The 19,950-nt window shown below is 47.8% G+C and carries 11 protein-coding genes; all 11 read right to left on the bottom strand.

Going from position 1 to position 19,950, the window contains the following annotated elements; translation table 11 throughout:
* Nucleotides 1–32: 32 nt before the first annotated feature.
* A complete protein-coding gene (locus ASL11_RS30640; RefSeq protein WP_056623370.1) occupies nucleotides 33–6,296 on the bottom strand; it encodes a fibronectin type III domain-containing protein in 6,264 nt (2,087 codons plus the stop codon).
* 122 nt (nucleotides 6,297–6,418) lie between these two features.
* Nucleotides 6,419–7,990: an extracellular solute-binding protein gene (locus ASL11_RS30635; protein WP_056623366.1), complete on the bottom strand. Its 1,572-nt coding sequence runs from the start codon at nucleotides 7,988–7,990 to the stop codon at nucleotides 6,419–6,421.
* 124 nt (nucleotides 7,991–8,114) lie between these two features.
* Complete coding sequence (locus ASL11_RS30630; RefSeq protein WP_056623363.1) at nucleotides 8,115–8,996, bottom strand: carbohydrate ABC transporter permease; 882 nt, start codon at nucleotides 8,994–8,996, stop codon at nucleotides 8,115–8,117.
* A gap of 18 nt (nucleotides 8,997–9,014) precedes the next feature.
* Nucleotides 9,015–9,974: an ABC transporter permease gene (locus ASL11_RS30625; protein ID WP_056623360.1), complete on the bottom strand. Its 960-nt coding sequence runs from the start codon at nucleotides 9,972–9,974 to the stop codon at nucleotides 9,015–9,017.
* Nucleotides 9,975–10,486: 512 nt separating this feature from the next.
* On the bottom strand, nucleotides 10,487–11,617 hold the full coding sequence (locus ASL11_RS30620; RefSeq protein ID WP_056623357.1) for a glycoside hydrolase family 88 protein: 1,131 nt from the start codon (nucleotides 11,615–11,617) through the stop codon (nucleotides 10,487–10,489).
* A 99-nt stretch (nucleotides 11,618–11,716) separates the two neighbouring features.
* On the bottom strand, nucleotides 11,717–13,216 hold the full coding sequence (locus ASL11_RS30615; protein ID WP_056623353.1) for a glycoside hydrolase family 32 protein: 1,500 nt from the start codon (nucleotides 13,214–13,216) through the stop codon (nucleotides 11,717–11,719).
* On the bottom strand, nucleotides 13,213–14,196 hold the full coding sequence (locus tag ASL11_RS30610) for a PfkB family carbohydrate kinase (protein ID WP_056623350.1): 984 nt from the start codon (nucleotides 14,194–14,196) through the stop codon (nucleotides 13,213–13,215). Before ASL11_RS30610 ends, ASL11_RS30615 begins: the two co-directional genes overlap by 4 nt.
* A 33-nt stretch (nucleotides 14,197–14,229) precedes the next feature.
* Entirely contained in the window at nucleotides 14,230–15,066 is an 837-nt protein-coding gene (locus tag ASL11_RS30605; protein WP_235550629.1) for a carbohydrate ABC transporter permease, read from the bottom strand.
* A 19-nt stretch (nucleotides 15,067–15,085) separates the two neighbouring features.
* Nucleotides 15,086–16,018, bottom strand: a complete 933-nt coding sequence (locus ASL11_RS30600; RefSeq protein WP_235550628.1) for a carbohydrate ABC transporter permease — start codon at nucleotides 16,016–16,018, stop codon at nucleotides 15,086–15,088.
* Nucleotides 16,019–16,042: 24 nt separating this feature from the next.
* Complete coding sequence (locus ASL11_RS30595) at nucleotides 16,043–17,890, bottom strand: GH32 C-terminal domain-containing protein (RefSeq protein ID WP_056623345.1); 1,848 nt, start codon at nucleotides 17,888–17,890, stop codon at nucleotides 16,043–16,045.
* Nucleotides 17,891–18,335: 445 nt separating this feature from the next.
* Complete coding sequence (locus tag ASL11_RS30590) at nucleotides 18,336–19,949, bottom strand: response regulator transcription factor (protein WP_056623343.1); 1,614 nt, start codon at nucleotides 19,947–19,949, stop codon at nucleotides 18,336–18,338.
* Between the last annotated feature and the right edge of the window lies 1 nt (nucleotide 19,950).

Below are 19,950 nucleotides of genomic sequence, written 5' to 3'. Positions count from 1 at the left end.
CCTACGTATAGGCACGGTTGAGGAGCTTCAATTTATTGGTAGATAAATTGGAATAATCTGTACAACATAACGGCAGTTTCAGCTCTAGTCGTATTGCCCCGTGGATTCACCTTGCCGGCGTTACCTTCGACTAAACCTTGTTGAACGAGAGCACGAATGGATTGGACCGCATAAGAAGCGATATCAACTCCGTCCGTGAATGTATTGGCGTTATTCCCTGTAGGTAATGATTGGTTCACTTGAGCCAAGGCTCTCGTAATCATGACGAACATATCTTGACGAGTGATATTAGCTTGCGGGTTAAAGTGTTGATCATCTACGCCATTAACAATGCCGAGCTTACTCGCAATTCCAACAGCTTTTTCATAATAAGCACCTGTCTGAACATCCGCAAAATGAGTCTCGGCCGTCGCTTGTAGTCCAAAGGTTTCAACCAATAACTTCGTGAAGTCTGCCCGAGTAATGGAAGCCGTCGGATTGAAAGCTTGAGCGCTAACCCCTTGTATGATTCCTTTCGCAGCAAGCGTTTCAATAGATTTCTGAGCCCACGTCGTGGAAGCGAGATCCTGGAAAGTTGGCTTGTTGTAGGAAACTGCGTACATACTGAAATGATTTGTGCTGAACTCCATGCTGCCCGTAGCAACGTTGTAGCTGCCTGTCGGTACGAGTTGAGCTACACCCTGTGCGTTCACATACCAGACATTTACCAGTTCAGGATGAGCTTTCTCTTCTGAAGATAGCACGTATGGAATACTGACTGATACGATAGCATCCTTGTTCTCGAATGTCATCGGTTGGCCAGATGCCGTGAATTGCAGATCGACGACGACTCCTGTTCGGCCTTTCAGAACAGTTTGTGCAGGGAGTTTATCGATTGAAATGTTGATCGTAAGCGTAGACTGGCCAGCCGTTGCTGCGTTATTAGCAAACATATGGCTAGGTAAAACAACTGTGCCAAGTTCCGTTGATATTTCAAGCCCGTGCTTTGAAGTTAGCTGTGTGAGATACTCCGTTGGCAGTTCAAGTGCGTAGCTGTTAGCTCCTGCGACTTGCGGAACTTGCAGCGTTACTTTCGAACTCGTGCTGCTCGCTTGTGCATCCATCTTCTTAAAGGCTTCTTCCAGTGTTGCTTTATCAATGGTTGCTGTGGCTTTCCCATCTTTTGTTGTTACGCTAGTTGCTGGGAAAGTAATTTTTGCTTCCCCGTTGTTAAGTGTAATCGTCGGTTTCCCAGGCTCTGGTTGCGTCCCCGTCCCTGTAGATGGCCCCGTTGGAGCAGGAACAGCTTGTGTTCTGATGCTCAACCTCGGACCATTGCTTGACCAATTGTTCGCAGCATCTGCCGCTTCAACCTTGAAGTCATAAGCGGTATCCGCTGATAATCCCGTTACCTGCCACGTCGTGTTTGGCGTAGTTGTAACGACGTTGCCATTCATCAGCAGCTTATACTGAGTTACGCCCACGCGGTCAATCGCTTGGCTCCATGAGAGTTGAACGGAATTCGATGTCACGATGCCTTGTGTCAACGCACTTCCATCAGGCCATCCAGGTGCTGTTTTATCACTTGGAACTGGGATTTCTGGATCATTCGTACTCGGCCCGAAGACGGTCGAGTTCCCTAGGAAATCCTGTGCTTCTACTTTGTAAACAGCTGCTTCGGTATCTTGCAGCACAATACTTGTTGCTCCTGCAACGGAAGCCGCAAACCCGCCATTGCGATAAAGGTTATACTGCATCACCCCAACATTGTCCACAGCGGCATCCCACTCTAGAGTGATTTGATTACCTACGCTTGTGGACGTTATACGCGAGCCGGTCGGCCATTGCGGCGTAATTGTATCGGCCACCATCGTACTTTCATACACTTGCAGCGGTTCGGAGACGTTCCCCGCTTCGTCCACTGCTCGAACCTTAAACATATAGGCGGTTTGTGCTTGTAAGCCGTTGATGAAATAACTTCGAATATCATTCGGCACTTCGATAACCATTGAACCGTCTTGCTCGATACGATAGCTTGTAACACCTGAATCATCCACAGCCGCAGGCCAGTTCAACTGAAGGCGAGATGCGCTGATCAGCGTGGGATTCAGCTGGCTTCCATTACTCCAGGTTGGCAGCGTCACATCTCCAGCAAGCGTCGCCGTGGAGAGTACCGGACTACTTACTGTATTACCTGCCGCATCACGTGCCACGACATGGAACTGATAATTCGTTCCTGGTACCAATGCAGACACCTCATAAGTCGTGCCGGTGACAGTCCCCAGCAGCGCAGCGCCCTGGTACACATCGTAGGCCATTACGCCGTAATTATCATCCGCGACTGACCAATGTAGTCTTAGCGCTTTCCGACCCACATTTTGTGTGGTCAAACCTGCGCTTGTCGGCCATACAGGACTAACCGCATCAACGGCAGGCGTCGTGAGCGACGCAGATGGCCCGTTCGTTGATTCTAACGCGATGTCTACCGCTTCCACCTTGAAGGTGTAAGCAGTCGCAGGCGTTAAGCCATTCACCTGATAGCTGTATACATCCGATGCCACGGTCGCAATGGCAACACCATTCTGGTACACCTTGTAGCGGTTAATACCGGAAAGATCTTGCGCACTTGGCCATGTTAAGGTCGCCGTGTGCGGGGCTACTTGCGTTACCGCCAAATTAGCGCCTGTCCACGTCGGTGCTGTCGTATCCGTTGGAAGTTCTTCTGTTCCAACTGTTAGATAAGGTCTTAATGCGACGTTCGCTCCTGTAGCTTCCTTCGAATAGAAATCGACGTTCTGATCCAGCCAACTGTCGTTTTGCAGCTTGAAGCTGATCGTCCCGTCGCCACTTTTCTCAGCAGCTGCTTGACTTGTCACACTGAATTTCTTCCAGTATCCAGCATTCCTCACGATTGTACTGCCGATCAGCGAGCCATCCGCTGGCTTGTTCTGCCAATTGATTGACGCCCCACCCGCATCGGTCACCTCTCTCCAGCTGTCGCCTGTGCTATACAGATCCATGCTAATGTCCATATTCGCCGTCTGAACCGCAAAAACATAGAGATTCAAGGAAGCATCGTATACATTGCCTGTGACCGAGGTCAGCGGGAACTTTAAATATGCACGCCGGTTGTTACCTGTGTTTTTATTCGCATCGCTACCCGATACACCAGCTGCATTCTTAAAGCGCAAATAATCCAGATTGTTCGTTGATCCCGCTTCACCTAGCGTGCTAGGCGCTTGGATGAACGCATCCGCGCTCGGATAAATCACCGTCTGCTTACGAACCACACCTTGGTACGTCGTAACCGAAACGGCTGGTCCGTTCGTTGACCAATTTCCGGCAGCGTCCCCCGCTTCGACGCGGAACGTATGGGCCGTACCGGCAGTCAAGTTCGTCACCGCATAGGTTTGTATGTTGCCAGCGACGGTTGCAATTAGCGTATTATTCGCAAAAATCTTATAACCTGTAACACCAATCTCATCCAAAGCTGCTGTCCAATTTAAATTTACTGCATGGTCGGCCAGCCCGCTGTACGCTAAGCTCCGATTAGCCGGCCATGTCGGACGGTCTTCATCTGGTCCTGCTTGGGTATTAATCGACAACCCAGGACCTGTTATTGACCAGTTATTTTGGCCGTCCCCCGCTTCAACCCTATATACATGCGTCGTATTTGGAGTCAATCCGGTGATGGTAAAGCTTTTCACCAAAGCCGGCAGCGTCACAATCTGCTTACCGTCTTGGAACACACGGTATGCGGTCACTCCTCCGCTGTCTTGCGCAGGGTTCCAAGTCAATTGCAGCCCCGTCGTCGTCACATCCGAAGCGGACAAGCTCGAAGCAATGTCCCACGTCGGTGCTGTTGTGTCTTCTACACCCAGCGTACGGAAGGTGACGATCGGTCCGCCGACTGATAAATTGCCGTCGCTATCCTTCGACTCCACGCGAATCGTATACAACTTGTTCGGGTCTAATCCTACGAGGGCATAGCTCGTTCCGCTCACATCTGCCCAGATTTGTCCGTTCACATAAATACGATAGCCATCCGCCCCGTCATTATCCACGCCATTTGGCCATGAAAGCTGTGCACCGGTTTGACCAAGATCTGCAATCTCAATCACGGAGCCTTTAGTCCAACCTGGAAGTTCACTGTCTACGCCGGAAGTTGTTGATGTCACGATTGGCTGACTAAGTACGGACGTGTTACCTTGTGTGTCCAACGCTTGCACCGTGAACGAGTAGCTGTGACCCGGCGTTAAACCCGTGATGTCATAGCTCGTCACGTTTGCTGGTACTTGCTTGACCAACTCGCCATCCTTGTAAACCCGATAACCGCTAACCGCTAGATTGTCGTGCGCAGTTGGCCATGTTACACTGACCGAGGTTGGTGATGTATTAGAAGTACCAAAGGTGCTGCCGTACGGCCACACTGGCGCTGTGATATCAATATTTTGAGCAGGTAGAGATACGGGTACGAAGGTTTCCGTCGTTCCACCTTGCGATGGTACACCCCATACGACTGAAACTTTGTTATCTTGCCCCTGCAATAAGGAAGCTTTTACTGTCTGACTTACGCCACCTTTGGTGACGATAATGTCATAATCCCCATAAAATCCACGCGTTTGATACTGACCATTCGCATTCGTTGTTCCCGTTACGTCCGTCCACCATGTTCCGTAGATAAGATTTCGCCATTGTTCGCCTGATGGTTTCAATGTCCAATTCTGACGGAAAAGCGGGGCATTATTCTGCCAATGAGCGCCATCCCAGAACCCCCACATCGTAAACGATTTCACATTTGGATGGCTAAATGAAGCAAGCAGGATATCTCGTGTAAATTTCCCTTGGATATCTTCTTTAGGTGAGTTTACATCAAATTCCGTAATCGCGATTTCAGGCGCGTACTGCGTGAAGTGAGTAAGCTGATTGTAGAAAGCCATCGGACTCACCGGCGTACTGCCGAAGTGCGCCTGAATTCCGATACCATCTATAGGAGCGCCATTATCTTTCATTGATTGCAAAATACCTGAGAAATTCGCAATCACCGGCGCATCTACGCCAAGAATTTGCGTTTCATTGACATAAAGTTTAGCCGCAGGATCAGCTTCTTTGGCCATTTTGAACCAATTCGCCATCAGTGCACCTTGGTCGGTGTACGTACTGCGAATCATGCTGTTTAGAACAGGCTCGTTCAGCACATCCCAGTTATACAATCTCCCCCTGAACAATCCCGCCAGCTCATGGAAGTGATCTTGGATACGCTTCTCAAGCGCTGTCTTATTGCTCACAAGGCCTGGAATATCTGCTGGTAAACGAGTAGCTCCATCCCATAGCAAGGCATGACCACGAATGTCAAAACCGTTGGAGCCCAACCAATTGTAGAGATTAACGGTTCGGCTTCGATCTTGTTCCCACCATTGCCACTTCATCTCATTTTCCATAACAACAGAATTAAAATTTTCTTTAAGCTTGGTTCGATACGTTTCTGCGTTCGCATCTGTACCATTAATCATCGTGCTGTTGACAGCCGTACCAAACTTGAAGTCATGCTTCGTCATCTTCACTTGAACAGCTACGTCCTGGATAGGAAGGCCAGCTGCGTCCTTCACTTCAACTTGCAGATCACCTTTGCGGATCTGCTCAATCCGCTGATTCGCTTCTGCACGCCACGGTGCGTCTTCTTCCATCCCATCATAAATAACAGGAGTGCTAGGCAAGCTTTCTAATGTAACCGCTTTCTTATAATTTACTACTTTAAGATTGGCGATTTCGATCTCCTGTGGCTTAAAACCAAGTCGAAAAGCGATTTGTGGTGTGTTTGTTTCCATCAACAAAGCAGCCTTAATTGGCACAAGGAATTTCTTCCACTGTGAAGGCACGGTAAGCGTCTCCGTTATCGACTTTTCGAAATTACCTCTTTTCTCCATGACCAATGCCACAGTACCTTCGGCCGTTTCAACCGTAGATTTCAGCGTCCTCGCATAGAACGTTGCCAACATTACATCATCTTTCTCTATACTTGCTTGAATCGGAAGTACATATTGTAAAAGATACGTACTTGCTGGCTGCACATTCGTCGTAAAACGCAATGCTTCCGTAAAAGCTTGCCCATCAACAGTTGAGTTAGCAACCGTTCCGTAAGCTGTAGCCTCTGGATTCAATGCCGCTCCCTGCATTTTAATATCCGAAATAAGAACTTCACTGCCAGACAGTTGCCCCAATTCTTCTTCCGTCAATACCTGCGCCAAGGAAATCTTGGGTTGGAACGGTACAACAAGCATCGTGCCAATTAACAGTAGAGAGAGTAATCTTCCCATTTTACCCCTTCTTATCATCACCTATCTCATCCTTCCATCAGTAACATGCACCAACAATAAAAGAGGACCCACCTGAGCAAGTGTCTTACCAGCTTCAGATGGGCGTGTCTCTAGCAACTACCTTATTTCTTACGGTTTGCGTTATACCAATCGGTCAATTCCTTGATCGCTTTGTCTCCACCTTGTTTCTTCCAATTAGCCACGTACTCATCGAAGTAATCCACCGGCTTCTCGCCGAGAATAATTTTCGCTGCTGCTTCTTGGAAAGAGCCCCTGTATTGCAAATCAGCATTCTTCGTCAACGTATCAATTGGCGGCATACCTGCAGTTGGATTGGCAATACCTTCTTTACGGGACGTATCGATCGTTTGAAGAAGCTTGTTATAAGCCTCATCGTTGTTAATCAACAACTTCTGAGCTTGCTCATTAAATCCATGCATTTGGAACACAGCAGAACGCCATTTCAAATCGGTATCTTTATCTGCCAAATATTTAATCGTGCTGCCTTCTTTGGTGTAAGATTGCCCCTCAATACCTAGCTCTGAGAACATCTGACCTTCATCTGAGACGAGCCAATCAAACATTTTTACAACCGCTTCTGGATTTTTCGTATCTTTGTGTACAATGAAAGTTTTAAGTACTGGTTTCTCAACACGTCCTAATTGGCCTGTATAGCCATCACCTCTTGGAGTAGCGATACCGATGACATTAGGCTTTTTGTCTGGCAATAATTTGGTTAGATCCTTTTGCCATGAATCCCAAATACCTAATACGACGTGGTCCCATGAGCCAACAAGATCGGACTTAATTTTTTGATCCCAAATTGCCCGTGTGTTCGTCAGGAATTCCGTATCAATCAATTTTTCTTTATACATCGTGTTGAGCAGGCCTAGTGCTTTTTTCATATTCGGGTTCACATAGCCAGGCATAACTTCACCATTGTATAGGCTGTTGGAATCCAAGTTAACGCCGTACATACCGAAGACATTATCCGCCCACTCAAATTTCTCACGGGAGGAGAAAGGAATTTCATCTTTTTTGCCATTACCGTTCGGGTCCTTATCGCGGAAGGCTCTTAGCATATCAAGGAATTCTGCCGACGTTTTCGGTTCCTTGATGCCCAATTTATCCATCCAATCCTTACGTACATAAATCACACGCTCAGATGGCGCATTTCCTGCCGCAGGCTGTGGAATAGCTAGGATTTTACCATTGATCGTCACAGCGTCCCAGGCAGATTGCGGGATATTTTTCTTCAAATTTGGGCCATACTTATCAATTAACGGCTTCAAATCCAGTGCTAATCCATTGGTAACAATATCCGAAGTTTCGATGCCCCAGACCATATGTACATTCGGGATATCACCAGAAGCGAATTTCAGCTTCAGCTGATCTGCGTAGTTTTCATGAGGCAAGAAAGTAATATCCAAATCTGTATTTGTTTTTTGTGCCAAATATTTCACAGTAGCCAGGTCCATCGATTTACCAGAAGGAATTTGCTGAGCGTTATTGGATACGAACATCGTGATTTTCTCAGGCGCAGCAGGCTTTGTACTTGCCGCTGCACTTGCACTTGCTGCAGGTGCTGTTGAAGCTGTCGTCGTAGAGCCTTTATCGGATGAACATGCGGCCACCGCCGTAGATAAACATACAACACATGCAAGCGTAACCATTTGTTTAAAATTAACTTTCATTGTTTAGACCCTCCCTAGTAAGCTACTTCATTATAATTTAGATCGTTCGTCAACATCATCTGGGTATTACTGGCTGGACCTATCCCACCTCCTGATCAGAGTATGAAGTTACCTCGGCAATACCTTATTCTTTAACCGATCCCAACAAGGCACCTTTGATAAAATGCTTCTGTAAGAACGGATAGACAATTATAATAGGGATGGTCGCGATCACAATCGTCGCCATTTGTAACCCTTGTGGCGTTATCGTACTAGATAATTCTAGTACAGATTGCCCCCCTGCTGAATCCGCATCAAATTGCGAAATCAATTTGTACAAATACAGCTGCAAAGGTTGTAATTCCCGATCTGTGATGTAGAGTAATGGAGCCAGATAATTGTTCCAATGCCCTACGGCATAGAAGAGAATCAGCGTCACATTGATTGGCATCGATAGCGGAGCCACAATGCGCCATACAATTCGGTACTCCGACATGCCATCCACCCTCGCCGCTTCAAACATTTCTTCCGGAAGCGACCTCATAAAGGTGATGCACAGCATCATATTAAAAGCGCTAAGCGCACCTGGAATGATTAATGACCAGATTGTGTTAAGCATGCCAAAGCTTTTGACCAAGATATACGCCGGTACCAAAGGTGCCTGAAAGATCATCGTGAAGATGATAAAAAGGAGAATCACTTTGCGGCCACCTAACCACCCTTTCGAAAGTGGATAGGACGTGAGAATCGTCAGGAGCATATTGATCGCTGTGCCTATTAGTACAATTTGGACCGTAACGCCAAACGACCTCCAAAACACGGCATTTTTGATAACAAATTCATAGTTGTGCAGATTGAATCCTACAGGCCAGAGCGCCACTTCGGAATGAATAATAGCTTCATTCGAGCTCAATGAACCTGCAATTACATTCAATAATGGAATGGCTACAGCCGCACAAAAGAGCAGCAGCAGCACGACATTCGCAGAATCAAAGATAACTTCTCCAATAGATCGTTTAATTTTCATCGTGTATGTTTCACCCCTTTAGTAAAGCCCTTCACCTGTCGTCCATTTGCTCACGCGGTTAGCAATAACGAGCAACAGAAAACCAATGACCGATTTGAATAACCCAACGGCTGTCGTTATGCTGTATTGACCTTGTAGAATCCCTGCCCGATAGGTGTAGGTATCCAAGACATCCCCCGTCTCCTGTGTAGCTGGATTAAGGAACTGATAAATTTGCTCAAAGCCTGAATCCAAGATATGCCCTGTTTTCAGCATCAAAAGAATCATGATCGCAGGCAGCATGCCTGGCACCGATATATGTAGAAACTGTTTCCAACGATTGGCTCCATCCATTTTGGCCGCTTCATATAAGGAAGGATTAATTCCCGCTAGCGCTGCGATGAAAATGATGGCATTCCACCCCATTTCCTTCCAGATACCAGAAATAATAATGATGGATCGGAAGTACTCCGACTTCTGAAGAAACGCGACGGTATCACCACCGAAAGCCGTAATCAAATGATTCACAAGACCCTGCGTTGGCGAAAGCAACATATACGTAAGTCCGAATACGATCGTCCATGATAAAAAGTGTGGTAAATACAGCACCGTTTGCGTTATCCGCTTGAAAGCCATCGTTCGCACTTCATTAAGCATAATCGCCAGTAGAATCGGCAACGGGAAGGCGAATACAATTTGATACAAGCTGATTAGCAGCGTATTTCGGAGCAGTCGTCCGAACTTGTCGTACGTGAATAGTTGATGGAACCACTTAAATCCAACCCATTCGCTTCCTGTAAAACCTTTGAAAATGTTGTAATCCTGAAAGGCAATGAAGCTCGCCATCAGGGGTACATACTTGAACACGAGGAAATACAATAGTCCAGGAATCAGCATGATATAAAATGCCCGATGCTGTAGGACGTATTTCCACCAACCTTTTTTCTTTTTTGCTTGGGTTGACCGCTGAACAACCTCATTCACAGTAGCGGATTTCATCTGCTCTCACCTACACTATCTATTTGTCTTATGTGTTAATTATAGGTTTCAGGGCATGGGACCAACAATGAGGGCAGATGTCGATTTACTGTAGTAAAAGTCTTTTTGTGGAGACTGCCGGCCACACTCTAGTAACACCTTGTCACCAACTTCACTAGCACCTCACTACCACAACCCAGCAACTCCCTGTCACACACATCCCCTCGCCTCCTCGTGGAATTTAAATGGAAATTATACAGCTAATTCTGGTGGATTCACCTCTTTGTAGATTTTACCTGGAAATTATGTAGCTAATTTCGCCCAAATCGATACATCCGGCCGGAATGGCTCGAATTAACTGGAGGAAATACAGCTATTCGCGTCAAAAGCGTGTTTGGCTTGAATTTAGATGTAGGAAATCCAGTTATTGTTCCTGGAGTGCTGGAGCGACGACGTGGAAACAACGCAAAAAAGAGCTGTCCTCCAGCAGCTATAGCTGCTGAAAGACAACTCTCTTATCAAATTAACCAGACCTACCAGAACAACTCGCCATGCCCGAGCAATCGGGAAAGACCCTCTACGAAATAGTAGTCGCCGTAGATGAGCGGCACGTCGATGTTTTTCCCCTCTGGATAGTGGCTTGTACCGTGGGTGACTAACCCTTCTTCGGTTTCGGAATCCCACGCACCGTAGTTCGTATACAGCGAGTGCAAGATGCGCTCCCCCGCTTCGCGGTAGAGGGATGCCTCTTGGCCGTTCACTTGCTCCGCGATCAGGAGCAAACCGCAAGCCGCACACGCGCCTGCCGAGGAGTCGCGGTACGCCGGAATGCCATCTGGCAAGCGGAAATCCCAATGTGGCACATGATCTTCCGGCAGGTTAGCCAGGAAGAAATGTGCAGCACGCTTGGCCGCATGCAAGTACTTCTCATCGCCCGTGTACTTGTAGCTGAGGCTCATACCATAAATCGCCCACGCGGTTCCACGCGACCAGGCCGATTCCGGCGCAAACCCTTGCCCACCGTTCACGGAAAGCTTCTCACCGGTGGCAGGATCAAAAATCACGATATGATTCACCGATCCATCGGGACGAATAAAGTGATCGACCGCCATGTCGGCATGCCTTACGGCGATTTCTTTGAAGCGCGGGTCGCCTGTAGTCAGCGTAGCCCAGTGCAGCAACGGCAGGTTCATCATGCAGTCGATAATCGCCCAGCCTGCATTGTCCTCGCCTTCGCGCCAAGGGTTCCAAGCGCGAATGTAACTGCCCTTCACGTTGAAACGTGCTGCAAGTAGATTCGCCGCGAGCAAAGCGCGGCGCTTAGAATCATCTGCACCAGTTAGCTTGTAACGAGCAACACTCGTCAACGTCCACATGAAGCCGATATCATGATCCAGACGATAGTAATCCGTTACAACTTGATCCAACTGCTGCTCACAAGACTCAGCCAACTGCTTCAAACCCTCATCCTTGGTGTCACGATATAATAACCACAACAACCCAGGCCAGAAGCCCGCTGTCCACCAGTAAGCAGGCTCCAGTTTATACTCTCCGCCTACACTTGCATGTGGGAACCCATCACCAATGCGTTTACTTGTTTTGTCTACTTTCGCTACGGTTTGTGCCCATGCTTCTTGAGCCCAACCCTTCTTAATTGTCGTCATCTATTACACTCCTCGCCAGGTTTGTTGAAACGTTTAACCTATTATACCACCTGGCTTCGCGGAATGCTCGCTTGTTTAAAATTGGTTATTCTGTCGTATCTACAATGACAATTTCCATGCGTCCAAACTTTCTAAACAAGCTTCACCACACCTTGCAAAAAGCTTAACACCTAGACTGTCACCATTCGGATAAATCCGATTCGTTATCGTTTTCACCCCGTTATTCGCGAACAGTTCCAACGAAGAACGATCCACGAACAGATGCAGTTTGATGCTCCCATCCTCCATCGGTTCCACCTGAGCTTCGCTCACACCGGCTTCACCTGAACCAGCGTGTGTACGATCAACGCGGAGTGTATGCTCCGCTACGGAATACGAAACTTCCGTGTACTCAGATCCATCCTCAGAGCAACGAATGAGAAGTCCAAACACTGCCTCCCCGCTAGATCCCTTTGTGTTAAACACGGCAATCAGTTCTAGCTGGTCGCCTTGAATAGCGGCCAATGAAATGATTGATTCCGCAGGTATCACCTGTCGATCGATGAACTCCCTGCCCTTCCGCAGCGCCGCCAGTTCCGCCACAGGCTGCATCCGCAACGTGCCATCCTCTGCTAGCGTCAACTCGCGCGGCAAAGTAAAAGCCCCCATCCAGCCATCTACTTGCTCCGGCATTTGAGCGCCCCATATGTTCATCCATCCTAGCAGGATGCGCCGTCCCTGTCCGTCCACCAACGTTTGCGGCGCATAGAAATCGAACCCATTATCCAACCGTTCTGCATAACGGTAGTCGAAATTGCCTATCTCATAGTTTAATTTGCCGGTGAGGTACATCGTCTTTGTAGCCCCCATGTTCATCGGGGAAATAATAAGCACATGATCTTCCCCAGCACCGAGTGGAAATAAATCAGGACACTCCCACATATCTCCCATGGTGCCGTCACTCTCTGCTGCAACACCCAAATAGCGCCATGTGAGCAAATCAGAAGACGTGTACATCAGCGCTTTGCCCAAGCCATCATTACCATAACCGACAACCATGTACCACTGACCGTCATGCTGCCAAACCTTCGGATCGCGGAAGCCGAACCCACCCTCCTCCGGTGCGGCACCAATAATAGGATTAGCCCCTGATTTGTTAAAAGCAACCCCATCCGTGCTGGTCGCGAGACACTGCACCTCCATCGGCGTTCGTCCATCTACATGCCCCGTATAGATCAATGTCAGAACGCCGTTATTATCGACTGCACTGCCCGACCAACAGCCATAACCACCCGTTTCCCCGCTATCATAATCTTCGGAAGGCGCCAACGCGATAGGCAAGTGCTCCCAGTGCACCAAATCCTTACTTTTGGCATGCCCCCAATGCATCGGACCCCATTTCGACTCATAGGGATAATGCTGATAAAACCCATGATACTCTCCATTCCAATAAATAAGCCCATTTGGATCATTCATCCAGCCCGCTGGAGGCATAAGGTGATAACCAAGCCTATATCCATCCTCCGCGATTGACTTGACGGCTTGCCCCAACGCTTGATTCGCTTGTTCCACGCGTTCCATGTGGAGCTGATTATCTCCATTTTCTGTCTGCTGGCTCATCCTAGAACATCCTCCCTAGCTCCATCTCGTATCAACGCATGAATCTCCTCCATTGTTCCAAGCGACGGAATCGCACCTTTCCGAGTCGTCGCCAAAGCTCCCGCCCCATTCGCAAAGCGCAATGCTAGCTGAAGCTCCTTTTCTTCCCACAACTGCAACGCCTTTCCCTTCTCCAACACTTCATATAACAATGCCCCGAAAAACGCATCCCCAGCACCAGTCGTATCAAGCGTAAGAACGGGGAAGCTCTCTACCTTGCCCCACCAATCCTTCATCTGATAAAAAGAACCCGCTCCTCCTGCCGTGACCAAAAGCAAAGTAGTTCCATACTGTTCAACTAGTTTTCTCGCTGCCTTTTCTAAATCCTGCTCAGCCGTCAAGAAGACAAGCTCCTCTTCGGAAACCTTTACCACATCTGCGAGGCTTAGGCCAACTCGAATTACTTCTAGTGCATGCTCCTCATCCCGCCACAAGGAAGGACGCCAATTCGGGTCATAGGAAATAAGCGCCCCCTTATCCTTCGCAAGCTGAACAGCTGCTAGAGTAGCTGTATAAGCAGGCTCTGCCGTCATTGAAATCGAGCCAAAATGAAAAATCCGTGTCTCCCCCAGCATGGCATGATTCAACTCATCCGCTCTCAACAGCTGATCAGCGCCAGGATGCCTTGCAAAATGAAACGATCTATCTCCATCTGCATCCAGCTGGACGAAAGCCATCGTCGTATGCGCCTCGTCCGTCTCAACTAGCCCACGATCTGACACGCCCACATCGAGCAAAGTTTCTCGTAAATACGCACCGAATGGATCGCTGCCCACTTTCCCGATGAACCCCGTTTTCTTGCCGAGCTTCGCCAACGCAGCTGCCACATTTACTGGTGCTCCGCCTGGGTTGCGCTCAAACAACGGCTGTCCCGCTTCGGATCGACCATAAGGTGTAAAATCAATTAAGTATTCCCCAAGCGCAACTACATCGTAGTTCATGCCATCTGCTCCTTTCTTTTTACCCTAATCCATTTAACCCTTAATGCCCGACATCGTAATCCCCTGAATATAGTAACGCTGCAAAAATAGAAAAAGCAGGAGAATTGGCACAGTAGATAACGTATTCGCCGCCAAAACCTTCGACCAATCTGTCCCCTCATTCGAGGAAAACGTAGAAATCCCGACTTGGATCATCTGCATTTTCTGATCATTGATCACAATAAGCGGCCATAGATAGGAGTCCCAGTTTCCTAGGAAAGTCATCAGTCCGAGCGTAATTAGCGCAGGTACGGCGGCGGGCAGCACGATCGCTACAAAAGTGCGCGGCAATGTCGCTCCATCAATCCGTGCAGCCTCCATCATTTCGTTCGGAACTTCCGCGAAAAATTGCCGCAGCATAAAGATGCCGAACACGGACAACATCGAAGGAATAATAAGTGCTTTATAAGAATTGAGCCAGCCCAAATCGTGCATCAGCAAATAGTTAGGCACGAGTGTTACTTCACCTGGGATGATCATCGCTGACATGAATAGGGCAAATACGACCGTTTTGAAGGGAAATCTGAGCTTCGCAAACGCAAATGCCGCCATCGAATTAATGATCAGGACCAGCATCGTTACGATCGAAGCCACGAACAATGTATTCCAGATATAGCGTAAGAACGGATTACGCGCATTGAAAATGACATTATGAAAGTTCTTCCACGTCCATTCTACGGGAACTAGTAAGTGAATATTCAGCGATGTATATTTGAAAAGCTCCTGATAGGGTCGAAAAGCCCCAGTAACCATCCATAGGATAGGAGCGACAGAAATCAGAGCAATCACGATCATGACGATCATCGTTACGACGTTTGTTAGCCTCTTCACAGCGAATCCCTCCTCGTTGTTAGTCTGTGTCTTTGTTAAAAAGCTTCATTTGGATCAGCGAAATGGCCAATACAATCGCGAAAAGCACAAAAGCCGCCGCCGTCGCGTATCCCATCCTCATTTGCGTGAAAGCTTGTTTATAAATATAGAAAACAACCGTTTCCGTTGAGCTATTGGGTCCACCATTTGTTAGTACGAAAACTAAGCCCGAGAGCTTGATCGCATCGATTGTCGTCATGATGACCACAAAGGACATCGTCCGATTCAATAATGGAAGTGTGATTTTGAAAAACTGCCCAATCCGTGATGCGCCATCCACTCTTGCTGCTTCATAGAGATCGGGCGAGATATTGTTCAAGCCTGCTAGGAAAATAATCATGAAAAACCCGGCGCCCTTCCAAATTCCGAGCACAATAATGCCGTTCATCGCTGTTTTCGGATCAGATAGGAAGCTTGTAACCGGCATATGCAGCGCTTTGAGCACACTGTTCAGGAGGCCAAACTCCTTGTTATAAATGAGCTTAAAAACCGTAGCCGCCACCGCTGTCGAAATAATAACAGGGATAAAATAAAGCGTTCGGAACAGCCCGGCTGTCGCGGTTTTCTTCTGAATTAACAGGGCAAGGCCTAGTGCGATGCTCGTCTGAATCGGAATCACAATCAGTGCGAAATAAAACGAATGCTTCAAGCTATTAAAGAAGGCACGATCCTTCATTAGATGCACATAATTGTCCATACCGACGAACACATCACCTGCGCCGACTAAGGAATAGTTTTTGAAACTGATTAGAAAAGCTTGCAACATAGGATAGAATACGAAAACAAGCAGCAAGGCTATCGCCGGGAAAATAAACCAGAAGGCCGTAGCTTGCTCATGTTTGAGAAAGCTTTGTGATTTTTTATTGCTTGAACTAACCGATTTCACTGTTTTCATCGTTTCAACAGTAGCCATAGCTTACCCCTCCATTCACATCTGTCATTTGCCATCAAAAACGTATACTTGGAGACTCGACATAACCGTTCCATCCTGGCTAGTCGCCTTGATTTCAGCCTGCCCAGTCTTAACACCGCGCACCATTGCCCCTCCGTTATCCACTGAAACAGACGCGATTCCTTCATCGCTAGATGTCCACTTCAGCTCCTGTGGTGCGCTCAGTGGAATAACGGATGCTGCGATAAGTTGGCTGCTGTTCACCGCTACATCGAACGTAGTATTGTTCAACACTACTCTCCGTGGCGTTGTACCGTTCACATCTTCCTTACGCCAAACCGTCCCCATCGGATAAAACTGCGCTTTTTCCAGCGTGACAGTGCCCTCTGACGCAGTCAGTTCCAGTCGATTGCTCGTGGGATCAGGGAAGATCAGGCTAGAAACAACAGCCTCGCCATCATTAGCAAATACCTCCAAACTAGCCTCATCCACGAAAAATTGAAGTTTGAGCTTGCCGTTCTTCAGCCTCAGTGGTGCCGACACTTGTTCGGCGAAGCCTTTCTCGAATGAGGTGATACCCGATTGGGTTCTGTCTATCGTTAGCTTTTCCGTCTCAGCATCATAGGTGACTTTCGTTGCTTGATCCGTTCCTTTGCGGAGCTGGAATTCGACCTTGCTTTTCGGCAGAACTGTAAGCTCCGAGATCAGCTCATAAGATGTACCTTTTATATGATCAAACGGATTAACTCCTTCCGCTAACTGCTGCTTCTTCACCATTACTTCTTTGCCCCGCAGCGTCTGTAATTCGTTGATCGGCTCCTGAATCAAGCGAATGCCTTGATCAGGAATATTCCTCAACCGCAGCTCACGCGGGATAGACATATTCCCCTTCCAAGCTCCTGTCGGCATCGCAAACGGATAACGCCAGTTGGACATCCAACCTAGCCAAATGCGACGTCCATCTTTTGCCGGAATATCCGAATAAGACACAGCTGCATAGAAATCCTTCCCATAATCCGTCCACAAGACATCGGAAGCTGGGTTATCGTTCTTGAACGTGTGACCGTCGAACGTGCCAACGAAGTATTGAGCCGTGGAGCCTTTGGTCGTGCTGTTGCTACCGATGCTGACGGCTAACACCCATTTTTTCGTTTTGGTACCCTCTACAGGTAGCTCAAACAAGTCCGGACATTCCCAAACCGCCGCATGCGAGCCCTGATCGCTTCCAAACTCACTTGCGAGCTTCCATGCTTTGAGGTCAGGTGATGTGTAGAATTGAACACGATTATCTACAGACACCACCATCACCCAGGATTTCGTCGGCTCGTGCCAGATCACTTTGGGATCTCGGAAATCCTTCAAACCCGGATTCGGAATCACTGGATTTCCTTCATATTTGGTCCAGGTACGGCCTTTATCTGTGCTAAATGCAATACTTTGCGATTGCAGGCCGCCTTTGAAATGCGTAAAAATCGCGACTAGACCCGTCTTGCCGCCAAAAAAGCCACTCGTATCCTTCGCATCCACAACCGCGCTGCCTGACCAAATTTCACCGAGCGAATCCCTAGATAGCGCGACCGGCAGATGCTCCCAATGGATTAAATCGCGACTAACCGCGTGACCCCATTGGCCGCTATTTTGATAGAATTGATGATACTCTCCTTCAAAATAGACCATGCCATTCGGGTCACTTAGATTGCCTGATTCCGGTGATATGTGATACTGTGGGCGAAACTTTTCCGTATAATAAGTCGGATCCTTCGCGTAAGAGAAAGCCGATTCCTCCGCTGAGTCCGTCGATTTGTTATCACCTGCTACCAAAGCCGTTCCCCCCCAACCCAGAAGTATGATCACAGCGCTACCCGCCACCCATAATCCAAATTTCTTCCGCATGGTTCCTCCCTCTATTCGCTGTCTATTATGATGTATCGTTATTGTACCGAGTCAGCGAATAGAAAGATTTCAATATCATTGGGAGTTTGCTTTTAAAATGATTTGTAGAGACGTTCCCCGTCCTCGCTCACCCCTGTTAGCGCTGTTTTTTAGACGGCTTGGCGCACCCCCGATCACTAACTGGAAAACCTCCCGTTATTTTTCTGATTTCAGCTGGAATCTATAGATTAACTGGAAAATAGGTAGGTAATTTTAGCGTTTCTGCTGTTTCTGGAACAATTACTTGAAATTAACTGTATTTTTTACAGTTACTTTTATAAAATCAAGGATTCCCGCGGAATTACCTGTATGTTTTCCTGTTATTTTCGTGCAAGCAGCTCTTGACTTAGCCAGACAACAAAAAGCCCCCAAAGCCATACACTTACATGGCTTTGAGGGCTTTTTACTAATCACTCACTCGTAATTCCTCCCGATACTCCTTCGGTCCCTTTCCATAAAACTTCTTGAAAGCCGTGCTAAAATAGCTCGAACTAGAGTACCCCACCAATGTAGCAATATCCGTTAGCTTGAGCTCACTTTCTTTGAGCAAATCCGCAGCACGACTCAAACGCAACCTCGTGACATAGTCACTAAAAGTCACTCCCACACTCATCTTAAACAACCCAGATAAGTACGTTTCATTAATATGAAACATCTCGGCCAAGGAGGCCAGCGTAAGCTCATAGGAAAAGTTCTCATTCACATAATTGCGAATGGCTTCCATCATTTGCTGGCCGCTGGAGAACCTGGTTTTCCTCACTTCTTCCATGACGAGCCGAGCCATGTCGTGAAGCTGTTCAAGCACCTGCTCTCGGGAGGAGTAGTCTCTCACCGTCATCTGGCAGTTCCAGAGATAGTTCTGAAGAGACATGTCTCCAAGCTCGAATTTCTTAGCAATGGCGTTAAACAAGAGAATAATGCGTAAGGTCAAAAAGGTGAACACAAACATCGGCGTATCTCGATCCACAGAGAAAATAGCGTGCAGCTGCTTTGTAAAAGCAGGCATATCGAGATTTTCGATGGTTTGCATCAGCTTTCTCTCCACCTCCGGTGAAAAGCTGTGCGTCATGGCGAGCACATTTCGATCCGGCTCAGCTTTATCGGAATGAATCGTGCCCTGACTCCAGGCGAGCATACTTGATGCGTAGCCGTCCTTCAGCTGCCTCAAACCATGGATAGGCTCGCCAATACCGAGCACACTATCTACTTTGAGGTAGCTTTGGATATCCCGCTTCAGCTTGCGTACGAAGTCAGCCAAGAAGCGGTCATGCTGGGCATTTTGAATCCGAATGACAAAATGTATCATCGCAGGATGACTCATCGCGTAGAACGGATAGATGTGCTCCCATTTCTCGGCGGACTCCCGGCACAACATCTGAAAAGCTAAGTACAGCAAGTCTTTCCGCTCACTCCAATCGTCCAAACGTCCTGGGGGAATACGCATCTCTACGGTTACAAATTGAGCATGAACATCGTCACTTGCTAACGTTGATAACTGTAACTGCTCCATCCGCTCCTTCATGGTGGACACGCTGAACCATTCATCCTTCACCAGCTGCCAAAGAAGCTGCTCTTGCATCAGCACAAGCTGTTGATGGTTTTTGATTTCCTCTTGATCTTGCTCCCGCAAGCGATTGCGATCTTCTTCCAATTCCGCGGCTAGCTTGCCAAGAAGTGCGGTCAGCTCACTGCGAACCACAGGTTTGAGCAGATAATCTTTCACCCCAAGCTGAATAGCAGCCTTCATATATTCAAAATCCGAGTAGCCAGAAAGCACAATAATACGAAGCGCGGGGTACTTTTCCTTGCATGCGCTAACGAAAGCAATCCCATCCATTTGTGGCATACGCACATCAGTAATAACAATATCCGGTAGAGGGTGCTCCTCAAGGAGCTGCAGAGCTTCCAGACCATTAGCCGCTTCCAGAGCAATTTCGAAACCGGTGGATGTCCAATCGATTTTGGCTTTAATACTGTTGCGAACGCCGACCTCATCATCAATCAACATGATTCTGTACATC

The sequence above is a fragment of the Paenibacillus sp. Soil750 genome (genome assembly GCF_001428045.1).
GTDB lineage: Bacteria > Bacillota > Bacilli > Paenibacillales > NBRC-103111 > Paenibacillus_E > Paenibacillus_E allorhizoplanae.
Note: the sequence above shows the minus strand (reverse complement) of the source record. Positions and strands in the feature narration are given on the sequence as shown.

What these genes read in the sequence shown, in the direction of transcription:
- ASL11_RS30640 (WP_056623370.1), bottom strand. Translation starts at nt 6,296, where the DNA reads ATGGGAAGATTACTCTCTCTACTGTTAATTGGCACGATGCTTGTTGTA.
- ASL11_RS30635 (WP_056623366.1), bottom strand. Translation starts at nt 7,990, where the DNA reads ATGAAAGTTAATTTTAAACAAATGGTTACGCTTGCATGTGTTGTATGT.
- ASL11_RS30630 (WP_056623363.1), bottom strand. Translation starts at nt 8,996, where the DNA reads ATGAAAATTAAACGATCTATTGGAGAAGTTATCTTTGATTCTGCGAAT.
- ASL11_RS30625 (WP_056623360.1), bottom strand. Translation starts at nt 9,974, where the DNA reads ATGAAATCCGCTACTGTGAATGAGGTTGTTCAGCGGTCAACCCAAGCA.
- ASL11_RS30620 (WP_056623357.1), bottom strand. Translation starts at nt 11,617, where the DNA reads ATGACGACAATTAAGAAGGGTTGGGCTCAAGAAGCATGGGCACAAACC.
- ASL11_RS30615 (WP_056623353.1), bottom strand. Translation starts at nt 13,216, where the DNA reads ATGAGCCAGCAGACAGAAAATGGAGATAATCAGCTCCACATGGAACGC.
- ASL11_RS30610 (WP_056623350.1), bottom strand. Translation starts at nt 14,196, where the DNA reads ATGAACTACGATGTAGTTGCGCTTGGGGAATACTTAATTGATTTTACA.
- ASL11_RS30600 (WP_235550628.1), bottom strand. Translation starts at nt 16,018, where the DNA reads ATGGCTACTGTTGAAACGATGAAAACAGTGAAATCGGTTAGTTCAAGC.
- ASL11_RS30595 (WP_056623345.1), bottom strand. Translation starts at nt 17,890, where the DNA reads ATGCGGAAGAAATTTGGATTATGGGTGGCGGGTAGCGCTGTGATCATA.
- ASL11_RS30590 (WP_056623343.1), bottom strand. Translation starts at nt 19,949, where the DNA reads ATGTACAGAATCATGTTGATTGATGATGAGGTCGGCGTTCGCAACAGT.